Raw genomic sequence first — 15,962 nt, forward strand, 5'->3', positions numbered from 1 at the left:
GGGGTAACATGGTTGAGCGAATACTGAAAATAAATAAAGTGGAGATTTGTGCAGAAAGTTTTGGAAATCCTAAGGACCCTGCTGTACTTTTAATTATGGGAGCTATGTCTTCATTAGATTGGTGGGATGAGGATTTCTGTCTCCGTCTCGCTGATCAAGGACGATTTGTTATTCGATACGACCATCGTGATTTGGGACGATCGACTACTTATGAACCTGGTACTTCCAACTACACAATAGTAGACATGGCTACCGATGCAGTTGGAGTCCTGGATGCTTATTCCATAAAGCGAGCTCATATTATTGGAATGTCCTTAGGCGGTATGATTGGTCAAATTCTTGCCCTTAGGTATCCGAATCGTTTATTTACGCTTACTTTAATTGCATCAAGTGTGTTCGGGACTGAGATGGAAAAACTTCCTCCAATGGATGAGAATATCCTAAATCACCATGCAAAGAGTACATCCATAGTTTGGTCAAATCAAGAAGAAGCTGTTTCTTATATTGCGGATGGATGGAAAACTTTAGCCGGTTCCAAACCTTATGAGAGAGAAAGAATATATAAACTGGCGAAAAGGGAAGTGACCCGCGCTAAACAGCTTCCAAGCAGATTTAATCATGCCATGCTGCAAGGCGGAGATGAGTATTACGATAGGATGGGAGAAATCAGCATACCGGTACTCATTATTCATGGAACAGAAGATCCAGCTTTGTCATACGAGCATGGACTTGCTCTTGCGAAAGCAATTCCACATGCTAAATTAGTGACTCTTGAAGGATCAGGGCATGAGATTCATAGTGAAGACTGGGAACAAATAATAGAATCAATTGCAAAATTTAGTTCCCGATGAAAAGAAGTCGTTGATAATTTTAATGGTTATCAACGACTCTTGAGGAAATGCAGGCTGCCGTACAAATCATTGGCAAAAATGACATTCATGAGTTAAATTGAAGTGACATTGTTACCATCAATATATGAATATTCGTTCTGCGACATTTCCTAGAAAACAATAATGGTTTAAATAAATAAGCCGACCATCACAATATTAAGGAGGTCGGCTTTACTCGTTATCTATTTATTCCTATCAGTTTATACCATTTCTTAAAGAATACCCGGCTCAATTCCACCCATATCCAACTGTACACAAAAGAAAAAATATAAATAAATCCTATGATTTTTAATGAAATTGATGTACTGACGATTGGACCTAAAACCGGGAAACGGACAATATAGAGAAGGAAACAGATTCCACATAGCAATAAGAAAGATGTAAAAAAGATAATGTTGATTCGTTTTTTTAAACTAAAAAGAGATGACCCAATTCCTAAACCTACTATCCCTGTTGTGAACGGAAAAACAAAAGATTCACCGGGTTGGATCAGAACCAGTAAAAGAAAGGTTAAAACATAACTTTGAATTCCAAAGGGAATTGATACAATAGTACAAATCAAAATAGGAGCAGTAGCAAAAGGACTAATGAGATATCCAATCCCCGGAAGAAGGTTTCCAGTTGACTGCAAGAGCGCTGCAAGTGCCGAAAAAATGGCAGTGAGCACGAGTTTTTTAGTATAAGAAAATGTTTTAAAATAATCGTGAAGCTTATATGACTCTTGTGACAAATCGCTAAGCCAATACATAACATTCTCCTTTTTCGTTTGTACTTAGATAACTTTCTTAATACGTCATAAAATTCCTATTTTAGAGGTTGGCTTTTTCCCTGTAGCCAGACTCCTTAAAATCCAAAAATCAACGATACATAAGGTCTTTATCCTTATTTATTCTCTATTACTTAAAAATCTTTCGCAAAATTTTAATTTTGTCCCTATACGGTGGAAATACCAACCCAAAGTCTATCCTTGAACTTTTCTTTAAAATGCTTTTACGATGTGTAAAAGTATCAAAACTATGTTTGCCATGATAGGCACCGAACCCTGCATTTCCTACTCCACCAAAAGGCAAGTGGATATTAGCCATATGTGACATTGTATCATTGACGCATCCTCCTCCAAAAGAAATTCGTCCTAATACTTGTTTTTCGGCGTTTTTATTTTCAGTAAATACATACAAAGCTAACGGTTTGGGATGGTTGTTAATCATATGAATGACCTCATCTAAATCGCTGTACTCCATAATTGGTAAAATCGGTCCAAAAATTTCTTCTTTCATAGCTGAATCATCCCACGATTTTGCTTCAAGAAGTGTTGGTTCAATATATAAATGACTTCTAGATGATTTTCCACCAAATATTATATGAATTTGGTCTTGTTCTAATATAGAAAGAAGTCTATTAAATTGTCTCTCATTGACAATTCGACCATAATCATCGCTTTTTAATACATCTGATCCATAAAAGCTGGTAATGACTTCTTTCATTTTCGAAATCAGTTTTCCCTTAACAGATTTGTGTACAATAACATAATCAGGTGCTATACAGGATTGCCCGGCATTTATAAATTTCCCCCAAATAATACGTCTGGCTGCTATATCGAGGTTAGCTGTTTCATCGACAATAGCCGGTCCTTTTCCACCAAGCTCTAATGTTACTGGTACAAGGTTTTTCGCCGCAGCTTCCATGACAACTTTTCCAACTGGAACGCTACCAGTAAAAAAGATATGGTCAAATGGTGCATGAATCAATAAAGAAGTTGTCTCTATATCACCTTCAATTACACGAATATATTGCTTTTCAAACGTTTCACTTATTATTTTGTTCATTACAGCTGAAACATTTGGTGCATTTTCTGAAGGTTTGAGGACTACACAATTTCCTGCCGCAATTGCCCCAATAAGAGGTTCAATTAATGATTGGAATGGATAATTAAAAGGTCCAATAATCAACACTGTACCGTATGGCTCTTTTATTATGTAGCTTTTGGAAGGCGCAAAATGAATAGGTGTTTTTACTTTTTGAGGTTTCATCCACTGTTTTAGGTGTTTCATTATAAAGTTGATACTGTTATATGCGAAACCAATTTCTGCAGCATATGATTCAAACTCGCTTTTGTGTAAATCTTGATATAATGCGCTCAGCACTTGATTTTCATATTGTTTAATAGAGTTTTTTAATTTTTCTAACTGTTTAAGACGAAATTGAAGACTTCTTGTATGATCATGATGGAAAAATTGTCTATGCTCTTGAATAAGTTGTTGCATATTATCAACCATTAGGAAATCCCTCCAATAGCAAGAAAATATTTAAATACCATGTATATCAATTGTAAAAACGATTTGATCCCAATCCATTTATTGTACGTATTGTTCAGACAAATCATTCTTTCTATTAATCTTACAGAATTGTAAGATATCTGTCATCTTTTTCAATAGCATTTAAAAATACCCAGCTTATATACTAAAGGTATACTTACTAAAAGGGGAGTGTGAGAATATGCATGAAGTGATTGAAGAAGTAATAGCTGGCCTATGTGAATTCGTAGTTGAAATTGCAGGTGAAGTCGTTACTGACATCTTTACAGATTGGAATACAGAGGAAGAAAAAGAAGAAAAGGAGGAAAAGGAAGAAAAGGAAATATTGTAAATTCAAATCATTCATTATATAAAAACAAACGATGTACAATGAAATTTTTAAAGATTTCTATGGACAAATCAAAATAATTCGTGCATAATTGTAAATATTAATTAACACATCGTTAATTAATAAGGGCGAGAAATACATAAAGAAAAATACTAACCGCTTAGGAGGGAGACAAATGTCAAACCAAGAAGCTTTACAACAATATGATGTAAAAAAATATCACACACCTGATGGCTATACATCAGATATCGCAGTATTTACTATTGTTACTGAAGAAAAAGAAGAACATAAACCTCCTGTTATGGCTCTGAAATTAATGCTGATCAAACGGGCATTAACAAATGCAGAAGGAAAACCTAATATGGAAGCAGGGAAATGGGCGTTACCTGGCGGCTTTGTACAGGATGATGAAACGGCGTTTGAAGCAGCAAAGCGAGAGCTGGAGGAAGAAACAGGTGTAGAAGGTATACATATTAAACATTATGGCGTGTATGATAAACCTGGCCGTGATCCACGAGGTTGGATTATTTCTAACGCGCATTATGCCATTGTATCAGAGTATTATTTAGAAAAACGTCAAGCTAATGATGATGCTGCAGAAGTTGCATTATTTTCAGTTGATGAAGTTCTGAAACTTGACTTAGCTTTTGATCATCATCAGATCATAAGTGACGCAATTAAATTCATTACAATTGATTTACTTCAAACAACTGTCGCAAAAAACTTTTTACCAAAAAGTTTCACATATTCTGAGTTACAAGCCGTATTATTAACAGTTACTAAGGATCCAGCAATTAAGAGTGGACAGGCATTCGCGAGAAAAATAAAAACGTTGCCGTTTATTCAAGAAATTACAGGTCAAACGACTCAACGAACATCAAAAAAGTCCGCGCAATTATATCGTTTTGTAGAGATGGACATAGTACAACCCATATACACGGCTAGATATTAATTTTTTTAAAATAAATATTTAACAATTTGTTAATTGTTAAATATTATAGAGAATACAATATATGTTTACATACTGGGAGGAATTTATAATGAATTATACATATACAGATGATAGCTTAGCACTACATACTGATCTTTATCAAATAAATATGGCAGAAACGTACTGGGAAGATAATATACATAATCGTAAAGCTGTATTTGAGGTATTCTTTCGAAAACTTCCATTCGGAAATGGGTACGCTGTCTTCGCTGGTTTAGAAAGAATCATACATTACTTAAAAAATTTCCGATTTACTGAAAATGATATTGCATATCTTCGCGATGAATTAGGATATCAAGAGGATTTTTTGAAGTTTTTAAAAGGTATAGAGTTTACCGGAACTGTCCGCTCAATGAAAGAAGGAGAATTAGTCTTTGGGAATGAACCGATACTTCGAATAGAGGCGCCTTTAGTAGAAGCTCAACTTATTGAAACAGCCATTCTAAACATTGTAAATTACCAAACATTGATTGCAACGAAAGCTTCACGCATGAAACAAGTAGTAGGAGAGCAAACTGCAATGGAATTTGGAACTCGCCGGGCTCATGAAATGGATGCAGCGATTTGGGGCACAAGAGCTGCATATATCGGTGGATTTGAAGCTACATCTAATGTACGTGCTGGAAAACTGTTTGGAATTCCCGTAGTTGGTACACATGCACATGCAATGGTTCAAGCATATCGCGATGAATATACCGCTTTTCATAAATACGCTCGTAGACATAAGGATTGCGTATTTTTAGTAGACACTTATGATACATTAAAATCAGGGGTACCAAATGCTATCAAAGTTGCCAAAGAACTTGGCGATCAAATTAACTTTAAGGGAATTCGATTAGATAGTGGAGATTTAGCTTATTTATCTAAAGAAGCGAGAAAAATGTTAGATGAAGCAGGATATACAGAAACAAAAATTATTGCATCTAATGATTTAGACGAAAAAACGATCACTCATTTAAAATCACAAGGAGCGAAAATTGATATTTGGGGCATTGGAACAAAATTAATTACAGCATTTGATTCTCCTGCACTTGGAGCCGTTTATAAACTTGTTTCCATCGAAGAAAAGAACGGTGAAATGGTGGATACAATTAAAATCAGTTCCAATTCTGAAAAAGTAACTACTCCGGGTCTTAAGAAAGTGTACCGTATCATTAATACGATAAACAAAAAATCAGAAGGAGATTACATCGCGTTAGAGACGGAAAAACCAACTGAAGAAGATCGATTAAAAATGTTTCATCCAACGCATACATTCATTAGTAAATTTATAACTAACTTCGAAGCTAAAGAGCTGCATCACGATATTTTTTCAGAAGGTAAATGTGTTTATCAATCTCCATCGCTGCAGGAAATTCAGCAATTTACAAAAGACAACTTAGATTTACTTTGGGATGAATATAAACGTGGATTAAATCCAGAAGAATATCCTATGGACCTTAGTCAAAAGTGTTGGGACAACAAAATGAAGAATATTGTGGAAGTAAAACAAAAAGTTGCGGAGATGATTAAAAATGAAAATAAATGAAATCGAATCGACGAAAAGTATGAAATATCTTCAAGAGTTGAATCCAGAAAAAGATATTAGTGAGCTGTTTAAAAAAGGGCGACGAATTGGGATATACGGTTCATCATTCGATCCAATTACAAATGTTCATTTATGGACTGCCTCAACTGTAGCACATCGTAAAAAACTAGATTACATTATCTTTTTACCTTCTACAAACATGCGCATTGATAAGAAAATACAGACGACCGGAGATCATCGCGCTAAGATGATTAGTTTAGCCATACAAGATAACCCGAAGTTCATTCTGGACACGCATGAATTAAACGTATTACCAGGCAAACATTATACATACTATACAATGAAGCATTTTAGGACTATATTTAAAGAAGCGGACTTATTCTTTATCATGGGTGCAGACCTTTTAGTAGATATCGCTGATGGAAAATGGAAAATGGATAAAGAATTGATTAGTGAAAATAATTTTATCGTTATGGCTCGCAATGGTATCGATATGCTCCAAACGATTAGTCGATCTGCTCTCCTTCGTAATTATGACGATGGTAGGTTTCAATTAATCGATAAAGGATTAGCTATGGAAATTAGCTCTACATATATACGCGAAGAATTTTCTAAAGGTGGCGAACCGCGGTACCTTCTTCCGGATAGCTGCTACTATTACATTAAAGAAAAAGGTTTGTATCAATAATAGAGATTACATATCATATAAAACGCAAAAAAACTGAAAGGGAAGATTTTGAAATGACAACTTTACAACAAAAAATCATGTCAGACTTAAATGTGTCAGCAGTCATTGATCCGCATCAAGAAATTCGTAAAAGAGTCGATTTTTTAAAGGATTATGCACTTAAAACAGGAGCAAAAGGATTCGTTTTAGGAATTAGCGGTGGTCAAGATTCAACATTGGCTGGAAGACTTGCTCAGCTAGGGGTAGAAGAACTGAGAACCGAAGGGCATAATGTAAAATTTGTAGCTATTCGCTTACCGTACGGTATTCAAAAAGACGAAGATGATGCACAGGCAGCATTACAATTCATTCAGGCAGACGAAGAACTTGCATTTGATATTAAAACGACAGTAGACGCTTTTGCAGAGCAATATCAAAAAGATGCAAAAGAGCAACTTACAGATTTCAATAAAGGAAATGTAAAAGCACGAGTTCGAATGATTTCACAATACGCAGTAGGTGGACAAAATGGCCTTCTTGTAATCGGTACAGACCACGCAGCAGAAGCTGTAACAGGTTTCTTCACGAAATACGGAGATGGTGGTGCTGATATTCTTCCGTTATCGGGATTAACAAAAAGACAAGGAAGAGAACTATTAAAAGCTTTAGGTGCTTCAGAAAGATTGTATTTAAAAGTTCCAACAGCAGATTTATTAGATAATAAACCACAACAAGCAGATGAAACCGAACTAGGAATTTCTTATGATGAATTAGATGATTATTTAGAAGGTAAGCAAGTATCTAAAGAAGTAGCAGAAGCAATCGAAAAGCGATATTTAGTTACTGAACATAAACGACAACTTCCTACAACTATGTTTGATGATTGGTGGAAATAATAAAATTGCAATGGCATGAAATTAACGATATAGATTAATTCGATAACAAACCAAATAAAGAATGCACATACTAGATGTATCTATATGTGCATTCTTTTTGTTTGTACATATTCACATTATCTCCATACCCAAAATAGAAAGTATGCTATGAACAATAGTTAAAAGTAGAAAAATTCTTGAAATAAAGTAAAATAATTAAGAAAGTCCTTATAAAAATCTAAAATATACACGAGTGAATCTAAATAAGGAGCGAGTGAACCAATGAAAGGAACTGTCGGTATCGATGTTGGAGGCACATTAACCAAAATTGCTTATTTTGATAAAGATAATGAATTACAACTTCAAAACTTTTGTTCCGATGAACTTGAAAAAGTGGGAGACTGGATTAATTCGAATGATTTAATAAATGAAATATGTATTACTGGAGGCAAAGCTGAACAACTAAAAAAGCTTATTTTAGCGAAACAGCATATAAATTATATTTTAGAGTTCGATGCTACATGTAGAGGCGTTAATTATCTACTTCATAAAAGTAATTATTCTTTTGAGAATTATGTAGTTACCAATATTGGAACAGGTACCTCCATACATATAATGAACGGAAATACATACTTTCGTATAGGAGGAACTGGAATAGGCGGTGGCACATTGAAGGGGCTATCTACACTATTAACTGGTATAGAATATTTTGATGAAATTGTAAAATATTCGCAGATGGGTTCTAGGACAAAATTAGATATAAAAGTTAGTGATATTTATACCGAAATAAAGTCTCCTATAGATGGAGATCTTACTGCCAGTAACTTTGGAAATGCCTCCATTAGTAAAGGGGATCATAATATATCAGATTTAATCGCAACTGTTCAAGGGCTTGTTGGAGAGGTTATAACAACTTTGAGTCTTCAAGTTGCAGAGGCGCAAAGCATAGATAATATTATTTATATAGGATCTACTTTATCAAATAATGAACCGTTAAAAAATATCATAAGCGGTTATACACTACAGTACAATAAAAATCCTATTTTCTTTAAAGATCCTGGATTTAGCGGTGCTATCGGTGCTTTATTAAGTGAAACTAAATCATAATTCACACCCAAAAAGCATGGCAATTTACCATGCTTTTTGAATAAATCTTTCTAGAACATGCACTGAAAAGTTCATTTTTAATTATAGGCTATCTTTTTTAGTAGATAATTCACCGCCAGATTTCCCTTTGGACTGAGAGGTATCTTTCACACGAACATAACCCGTAGTTGCGTCTTCAGTAGTAGGTCCAGCTGTATTAAATCTCTCATCTCCAGTGCGGTGAGAATCGTTCGATTGATTTTTCATGGAGCACCTCCTAGTTAGAATAAGTGTAGTATGCCCATGTTAGAGGCGTTATTATATTTAATTTTTCATTTATTTTGCCATTCTTTTATTTTATTGATTCTATGCTAAATACATAAAGAACAACAATTTTGAAATACCTCTAAACTTAATGGTAGAGCAGCGGCATGAATTTCAAAAAGAAAGCTAAGTCATAATTTAACTTGGGAAGAAATCCAAAGAAGAAATAGTTACATGAATCAATTAAAAAATATCTGTTTACTTATTTTTTCTATAATTGTATTGATATAATAAAAGAGTAGTTAAGATAAGTAGATTCAATATTTTTTACGAATCACCATCTTAATATACATAAATTTCCAAAAAATATTTAGTAAAGCTAAAATAAACAAAAGGGGATTTAACATTGTGTCTAAAAAGAAAAACTCAAAACTAGGTACTTTATTATGTGTAGCAGGAACAACATTAATGTTAGCTTCGCCAACAATAACTAATGCGGAAACACCTACTGTAAACGTTCAAGGTAGTCAAATTATCGGAGTAGGAACTCATGGTATTTGGTCCACGCCTTATGGTTTACCTGGTGCTAATTATGTTGGTTCTACAAGCCTTTATTTAGGTGAAGAAATCGATTTTGATCAAAAGATAGATTTAAACGGGGTTACTTGGTACAAAATTAGCTTAGACGGAAAGAACCTAGGTTGGGTAGACAGCAGAGCATTCAGTAAGCTATCAAACATTGAGAAAGTAAATGAAGACGTGTATATGGGGTATATGAAAGTGGACGCTCACGGTGTTTGGTCTGCACCTTATGGTATTGATGGTGCAAATTACATCGCCCCAACTGATAAGTACGCTTATAAAAACGTTAAAATAATTGAAAAAGCGGTTAATGGTAAAACAACTTGGGTTAAAATTAGCATTGACGGTCAAGTTGTAGGCTGGGTAGACAAGCAAGTAATCGACAATGGCAATGTTAAACCTGCAAACTTGAATGTAGTAATCGGAAATACGGTTGGTAATGATATTTGGTCTGCACCTTGGGGTACGAACTATGCGGAGTATGGTGGTTCTACAAACCAATACGCTTATCAAACTGTTCATGTATCAAAGACATTAAAGGTAGGTAGCACGAACTGGTACTACATCAGTAAAGACAACAAAAACATAGGTTGGGTTGATGGGGTAAAATCTCTATCTACTTTAGATCAAGTAAAAGATGAAAACTTCTATATGAGTGTCGGAACAGATAAAAGTTCTGATGGTGTTTGGTCTGCACCATACGGCGAACCAGGTGCTTACTGGATAGACTCTGCAAGTAAATATAACTTCCAACGTGTACAAGTTATCCAAAGTGGAGTGAAGAACGGTACAACATGGTATAAAATTAAGCAAGGAAACACAGTACTTGGTTGGGTAGACTCTAGAGTCAAAAGCAACATTGAAACACAAGAAGAAAACAAGACAGCTTACATTGATGTCGTTAAAAGTTCAGACGGTGTTTGGAGTCAACCTTATGGGGTACATGGTGCATATTGGATTAATTCATTAAGTAACTACTCATTTAAGGAAGCAAAAGTTGTTTCAAGCGCAGTAGTAAACGGCACAAAATGGTACGATATATTTGTTGATGGTCAACGACTTGGTTGGGTAGACTCTAAAACTCTTACTACTAACTTCTATACTCGCTATGAAGATAAAACTGTTATGCTAGGTGATGTAAACGGTAATGGTATATGGTCAGTGCCTTACGGTCTAGAAGATGCTAGATGGGTTAATGGTGCAAATGCATATTCAAACAAACCAATCCATGTAACTCGTAGATTAGTTATGGGTAATACAACATGGTATAACTTTGAAGTAGATGGTAGAGAACAAGGTTGGGTAGACGCTAAAGCGGTATTTAATGCAACAAACATCAGAACATTGAATGAAACATACCATGTAGTAGGTCAAAGCGGTCATGGGGTATTATCTCGACCTTGGGGTATGCAAGGTGGTTCTTACATTCAACCTGCAAACAATCTATTAGGTAAAAACCTAACTATGAAGTTAACTATGGATTACAATGGCACAACTTGGTATGGTTTTGATTATAACGGTCAGTTTAGCTGGATAGACTCAAAAGCAGTAGCAAGAGGTGCAGTACAACAAGATGGTTTAAGTGGTATTGTAGCTTCATCCCCAACGGCTCAACGTACAAATCAAATTGTAACTGTAGTGGCTTCGGGAACCTCTGCTAGAGTGTCTTTATTTGAGAAAGAAGACGGTTTATGGAATGAAAAGCTATCTACAAACGGTTTTGTTGGCTCTCAAGGGGTTGGACAAGCTAGTGAGTCTACAAGTAGAACTCCTAAAGGTTCTTATTCTCTAGGATTCTCATTCGGAACTTCAAACCCAGGAACTAACTTACCATTCCGTCAAATTACACCTAATTCTTATTGGATTAGTAATGTAAACGATGACCAATATAACACATGGCAAGAACGTAATAGTTCTTCTAGAAGTGATGAACACTTAATTGACTATCCTGCACAATATAAATACGGTATTGTAATCAACTATAATACAGAAAACATTCAAAAAGGTGCAGGTTCTGGTTTCTTCTTACACGTGTCTAATGGTAAACCAACAGCAGGTTGTGTAGCTATTCCAGAAAACCAAATGTACGAATTAATGAAGCGAATCAAACAGGGTGCTTGTATTATCAACGTAAATAATGAACAAGAGATTAAAAACTACTAATTAATATAAAAATTGTAAACTATGAATTTAAGCATTAAATATAAAATTGAATAAACTGAGAATAGTGGATAAGCGATCCTTATCCACTATTTAAGCATAATTAAGAAGGAGAAAAATTATTATGCCATCTTATATTCATTTTAAAGAGAAAATAACACAACCGGATTATGAAATTAAAATCATTTCATTTGGAAACAACTTTCCAAGTATTGATATATTTGAATCACAACTCCATTATCTATTTATAATGATCCGCTCAGGAATAGACATACAGGATATAAAGAAAGAACTGAATTGGACTACATAAGAGCTAGATCAACATATCAACACATTATAGAAAGAAGGGTTATTAATAAAAGAAATAAAAGTAGTTATTATCCTGCATGTATGGTTATAACAGCTTATGAAGGAAAGCAGCTATATAATCTATGTGAACATCGGCCTTTTTCTCCTATAAAAACCTACTTAAAATTTCTCCAGGCAACCCTTCGATTCCACAAATTTTCTCCGATGTATATCCTTGCTTTATTAAAATTTTTCTAGAAGGGATATTTTCTGGATCAATAACTGCTTTCAACTTGTTCAAATTTGTTTGCTTAGCTAATCCAATTAATTGTCTTGCAATTAAACTACTCTATCATTCATCCCAATATTTAGGTAATATCATATAACCAATTTCAGCTTCTTCAATGTTTTGTTCATTTAATGTTAAATGCCCAAGTCCAACAAACTCACCCGCCACACGATTATAAAGTATATATGAGCCATATAGCTCATATTTTTCATTGCGCATTAATAATTTCTGATAGTTTACTTGAGCCTCTTCTAATGGAATCGCTCGTTCTGTAATTTGTGTCATAACTTGTTCATTCGATACTAGTTGGAAGTAATCATTAAAGTCTGTTGCTTCAAACTTTTTAAAGATTAGTTGGTTCATTTTTTTAATAACCCTCTTAACTAATAAAGATTGCCGTTAATATTATGAATTGACAGGACATCACTATTTTCATGCTCTTAATTATTTGGAGAATTGCCAATCAAATAGTAGAATTCGTTATTCTTAATAGACAGAAAATAACATATATGAACTAGGCTAATATTGAAAGAGAAAGTTTTTTTATTTTTATCATATTTCGACAAAATATGATAAAAATAAAACAATTAATTTGTTACGATAGTGTAATAATCTTACATTTTGTATAGTAAGGAGGAAATGATATGAAGGGCAATGCGGAATTTGATAAAACAAAAAATTATCGGTATACGTTGGAACGCATTTGGGATGAGACAAAAAAATGAAAAAAATAAAAATAGCCGATGAAAACGATAAGTAATACTACCTAAAGTAAGAACAAGGGGTAGAGTGAAATGGATAATAGGTATTGCAGTTCCCTTGATGTTACTGTTTGGTGGTTGTTCTTCTAATGAGACATCTATTGAAACAAAACTGGATATAGAATCAGAGAAAGAAAATAAAGACCTAGTAGAAAACTATTTAAACACTTTAACAACACTAACTGGTAAGCTAACATCAAGTGTAGAGGACATGCGAAATTTAGCTATCAGAAGTTAAAATACAATCTAACAGATGAGTAACAAATGAGGTATAACAATGAAAACAAACAAACTAGTAACACTAGCATTACCATTTATGTTATTGACAGGGGTGGTAGGTTGTTCAAACGATAAAGCAGAAGAAAAGAAATCTGATAGTTTAAAAGTATCAGAAGAAAAGAAAACTGACACTTCAAAAACAAGTAAAAAGGTAGATAACTCAAAGTTACAGGTTGAGAAAGAGTACAAGTCAAACCTAAACTCTTTAATGGGAGAGTTTACAAAACAAGCAGTAGAGTTAAACGAAATTCTAGCTAGTGATAAGAATCGAATAGAGAAGAGAAACGAGTTTGATACAAAGTCAGATATTTTCCAAAAAACAGCTGATAAAATAATTGCTTTAGACCCTGGTGAAAAGTATAAAGAAGTACATAGTATAATTAAAGACGCTATGCTTTCATCAAAACAAGGTTCACTTTTAATAAACAGTGGTATAAACCTTAAAGATGATAAGATGATACATGATGGTGGGGAGACAATGACTAAAGCGTCCCAACAACTAGCTGAAGCAGATAAAAAGTTAAAAGAAATGAAATAGAGGAATCAAAAAGGAAACAGGTTACTTATCATATAAGTAACCTGTTTTAAACAAAGAGAGGTGAGGGTAGTGAAACGAAAAGTATTAGCAGTGGCATTTCCACTTGTATTAGCAGGGGTAGTTGGATGTGGTAGTAAAGACGTTTCAGAAGATAAAAAGACTGATAGTTTAAAAGTATCAGAATCAAAGAAACTAGAAGACTCAAGTGTTAAGTTAGAGAAAGAGTACAAATCAAAACTGAAACCTCTATTAGCAGATTTTATCAAGGATTCACAGGAAATAAACTTAATTTTATCTACTGACAAACCGGCAGTAGAGAGGGGTACAGAGTTTGAAAAGAGGTCTAAGAATGTTCTAGAGTTAGACGCTAAGGTAAATAGTTTAAACCCTGGTAATAAATATCGAGAAGTTCATAATAAGATAACAGACACTATGCTTTCAGCAAAGTCCGGTTTCATTACAATTAGAAATGGATTAAACATAAACGATGAAAGTTTAGTCAATGAAGGTAAAGACGCAATAGATAAAGCAATTAAACAATTAGTTGAAGAAGAGAACAAGTTAAAAGAAGAAAAATAGTATAATTACATCAGAGAGAAGGTTTTCACCTATGAAACGTAGTTTAATTTGTTTAGCACTTCCTGTACTATTAGTTACAGGAGGTTGTTCAAACAGTGATTCTAAGAAAGAAGACAAGATTGAAGTAGCAGAAAAAGAAGAAATATCCTATACAGACCAAGTAAAAGAATTCACAGGTGATTTTTACGAAGGTACAAAGAAACTAGCTGAACTAACAACAAAAGATAGTTCGTTATTTACAGTAAAAGAGGAACAAGAAAAAGTACATGATAAAAGAAGATACAAAATATTAACATTAAAGATTATGGAGGAATGAAGAGTGTCTGATTTTACAAGTATCGCTCGAATTGACTTAGTAGAACGATTTGATTTTAATACAATTGATTTAGAAAATAAATATTTTTGTATTAAAGTTGTTAACATTAATAATAATGGCTGTGCTATTAAAAATAACAATAGATTTAGAGAGAGCTACAACAAAGATGGGGGGGGAATGGAACTATAAAAAAATATAGTGACGAGGAAATTGAGCACCTACTATTAGCATTAAAAACAACGGTGCAAATTTGTATAGATAACAAATTACATAATGCTCACGAGCTTAGAAAATATATCGAAAGTTAAATACATGGATTAAATTGGAGGGAATAGAAAATGGATGTAAAGACACTTTTGTTACAACAATGGGCAAGCCGCTTAGATGAAGAAGACTGGTTTCCCCACTTGAAAAAGTGCTAGAGAATGTTACTTTTAAACAGGCAATTTGGAAACCAGTAAAGTACACCATAAAAGTACACATAAAAGTATACATAAAAATGCCACAATTATAACCGCTTAAAACAAAAATAACAAAAGAGGGGGAGAATCCTTATTACTTATTTTAATTTAGTTAATTCTTTTACCTAGTTTACATAATATAAATTATAGGTAGTTATAAAAAAGAAGTGGTTTTGTATCTCTTTGAGCAAGTAAACTATACATTTTGAGATAAAACAGAGATTTTGAAACAATCCATAACATATATACATGCCAGTTTAAAACTTCATAAATTTAAATACACGCTAAAATTTCATATACAACAATTCATTGCATACATCCGCAGAAATTTTATTTTGAATCATTACAGTCATATTTTATATTGAATTGCATTGAAAATTTTATTTGTGAACTTTCTTTTCTTTTTATTTTATATTTATTTACATCTTATTTTCTAAATATACACAGAAACTTGTTGTATATAAAAATTTCTCATAATTAGGTATTTCTCATAATTAGGTCTATCCTATATTTCTTTTATTCAATTTACAATTATTAGTTAACATAATATTTTTATGAAATAAAAAAATCCTCCCTTATTATTTTTGGAAGAATTTTAATACTAGTATTGACCTTGATCTTCTCCAACAAATGTGATGATTTACTTGCTAACGATTTGACTCTATATATCCCCTGTCCATAATAACGATATTTCTTTGTAAGTGTCAGATTTTAAAGTATTCAACATCAATAAGTATGTATCCTATGAAAGTTAAGAGAAGAACT

17 protein-coding genes and 1 pseudogene are annotated in these 15,962 nt (G+C 33.5%); 14 read left to right on the forward strand and 4 right to left on the reverse strand.

The window, feature by feature from the left end:
* Positions 1-8: 8 nt before the first annotated feature.
* Positions 9-851, forward strand: a complete 843-nt coding sequence (locus PLX19_RS07060; RefSeq protein ID WP_272187795.1) for an alpha/beta fold hydrolase — start codon at positions 9-11, stop codon at positions 849-851.
* A gap of 217 nt (positions 852-1,068) precedes the next feature.
* On the opposite strand, the gene PLX19_RS07065 is transcribed toward PLX19_RS07060, so the two are convergent.
* Both PLX19_RS07065 and PLX19_RS07070 read right to left on the reverse strand, forming a co-directional pair.
* Positions 1,069-1,638, reverse strand: a complete 570-nt coding sequence (locus tag PLX19_RS07065) for a hypothetical protein (RefSeq protein ID WP_272187796.1) — start codon at positions 1,636-1,638, stop codon at positions 1,069-1,071.
* A 148-nt stretch (positions 1,639-1,786) separates the two neighbouring features.
* A complete protein-coding gene (locus tag PLX19_RS07070; protein ID WP_272187797.1) occupies positions 1,787-3,166 on the reverse strand; it encodes an aldehyde dehydrogenase in 1,380 nt (459 codons plus the stop codon).
* Positions 3,167-3,386: 220 nt separating this feature from the next.
* On the opposite strand from PLX19_RS07070, the gene PLX19_RS07075 reads away from it, so the two are divergent.
* The 6 genes from PLX19_RS07075 (at position 3,387) to coaW (ending at position 8,701) form a co-directional block, all read left to right on the forward strand.
* On the forward strand, positions 3,387-3,536 hold the full coding sequence (locus tag PLX19_RS07075) for a hypothetical protein (RefSeq protein ID WP_272187798.1): 150 nt from the start codon (positions 3,387-3,389) through the stop codon (positions 3,534-3,536).
* Positions 3,537-3,708: 172 nt separating this feature from the next.
* A complete protein-coding gene (locus tag PLX19_RS07080; RefSeq protein WP_272187799.1) occupies positions 3,709-4,485 on the forward strand; it encodes an NUDIX domain-containing protein in 777 nt (258 codons plus the stop codon).
* An 88-nt stretch (positions 4,486-4,573) separates the two neighbouring features.
* The gene (locus PLX19_RS07085; protein WP_272187800.1) at positions 4,574-6,052 is read left to right on the forward strand and encodes a nicotinate phosphoribosyltransferase; all 1,479 of its coding nucleotides are present in this window, start codon (positions 4,574-4,576) and stop codon (positions 6,050-6,052) included.
* Complete coding sequence (gene nadD, locus PLX19_RS07090) at positions 6,039-6,740, forward strand: nicotinate (nicotinamide) nucleotide adenylyltransferase (RefSeq protein ID WP_272187801.1); 702 nt, start codon at positions 6,039-6,041, stop codon at positions 6,738-6,740. The genes PLX19_RS07085 and nadD overlap by 14 nt, the downstream gene beginning before the upstream one ends.
* Positions 6,741-6,793: 53 nt before the next feature.
* Entirely contained in the window at positions 6,794-7,615 is an 822-nt protein-coding gene (gene nadE / locus PLX19_RS07095) for an ammonia-dependent NAD(+) synthetase (RefSeq protein WP_272187802.1), read from the forward strand.
* 261 nt (positions 7,616-7,876) lie between these two features.
* The gene (gene coaW / locus PLX19_RS07100; RefSeq protein WP_272187803.1) at positions 7,877-8,701 is read left to right on the forward strand and encodes a type II pantothenate kinase; all 825 of its coding nucleotides are present in this window, start codon (positions 7,877-7,879) and stop codon (positions 8,699-8,701) included.
* 81 nt (positions 8,702-8,782) lie between these two features.
* Here the strand turns inward: coaW and PLX19_RS07105 are convergent, their stop codons facing one another.
* Positions 8,783-8,947 carry a hypothetical protein gene (locus PLX19_RS07105; protein WP_272187804.1) on the reverse strand — a complete coding sequence of 55 codons (165 nt, stop codon included), beginning with the start codon at positions 8,945-8,947 and terminating at the stop codon, positions 8,783-8,785.
* A gap of 405 nt (positions 8,948-9,352) precedes the next feature.
* Between PLX19_RS07105 and PLX19_RS07110 the strand changes: the two genes are divergently transcribed.
* Both PLX19_RS07110 and PLX19_RS07115 read left to right on the forward strand, forming a co-directional pair.
* Positions 9,353-11,689 carry a GW domain-containing glycosaminoglycan-binding protein gene (locus PLX19_RS07110; RefSeq protein ID WP_272187805.1) on the forward strand — a complete coding sequence of 779 codons (2,337 nt, stop codon included), beginning with the start codon at positions 9,353-9,355 and terminating at the stop codon, positions 11,687-11,689.
* 121 nt (positions 11,690-11,810) lie between these two features.
* The gene (locus PLX19_RS07115) at positions 11,811-11,996 is read left to right on the forward strand and encodes a hypothetical protein (protein WP_272187806.1); all 186 of its coding nucleotides are present in this window, start codon (positions 11,811-11,813) and stop codon (positions 11,994-11,996) included.
* Positions 11,997-12,140: 144 nt separating this feature from the next.
* Here PLX19_RS07115 and PLX19_RS07120 read toward each other — a convergent pair.
* Positions 12,141-12,626 (reverse strand): annotated as a pseudogene (locus PLX19_RS07120) (GNAT family N-acetyltransferase).
* A 426-nt stretch (positions 12,627-13,052) separates the two neighbouring features.
* On the opposite strand from PLX19_RS07120, the gene PLX19_RS07125 reads away from it, so the two are divergent.
* From PLX19_RS07125 to PLX19_RS07145, 5 genes are all read left to right on the forward strand, one after another.
* Positions 13,053-13,262 carry a hypothetical protein gene (locus tag PLX19_RS07125; RefSeq protein ID WP_272187807.1) on the forward strand — a complete coding sequence of 70 codons (210 nt, stop codon included), beginning with the start codon at positions 13,053-13,055 and terminating at the stop codon, positions 13,260-13,262.
* A gap of 39 nt (positions 13,263-13,301) precedes the next feature.
* Positions 13,302-13,841: a hypothetical protein gene (locus PLX19_RS07130; protein ID WP_272187808.1), complete on the forward strand. Its 540-nt coding sequence runs from the start codon at positions 13,302-13,304 to the stop codon at positions 13,839-13,841.
* A gap of 69 nt (positions 13,842-13,910) precedes the next feature.
* Complete coding sequence (locus PLX19_RS07135; protein WP_272187809.1) at positions 13,911-14,420, forward strand: hypothetical protein; 510 nt, start codon at positions 13,911-13,913, stop codon at positions 14,418-14,420.
* Between the two features lie 31 nt (positions 14,421-14,451).
* Positions 14,452-14,736 (forward strand): hypothetical protein, encoded by a 285-nt coding sequence (locus tag PLX19_RS07140; RefSeq protein ID WP_272187810.1) that lies wholly within the window; start codon positions 14,452-14,454, stop codon positions 14,734-14,736.
* 3 nt (positions 14,737-14,739) lie between these two features.
* Positions 14,740-14,925 (forward strand): hypothetical protein, encoded by a 186-nt coding sequence (locus tag PLX19_RS07145; protein ID WP_272187811.1) that lies wholly within the window; start codon positions 14,740-14,742, stop codon positions 14,923-14,925.
* The last annotated feature ends 1,037 nt before the right edge of the window (positions 14,926-15,962 follow it).

This window comes from Bacillus sp. BP-3 (assembly GCF_028401955.1).
Classification (GTDB): Bacteria; Bacillota; Bacilli; order Bacillales; family Bacillaceae_G; genus Bacillus_A.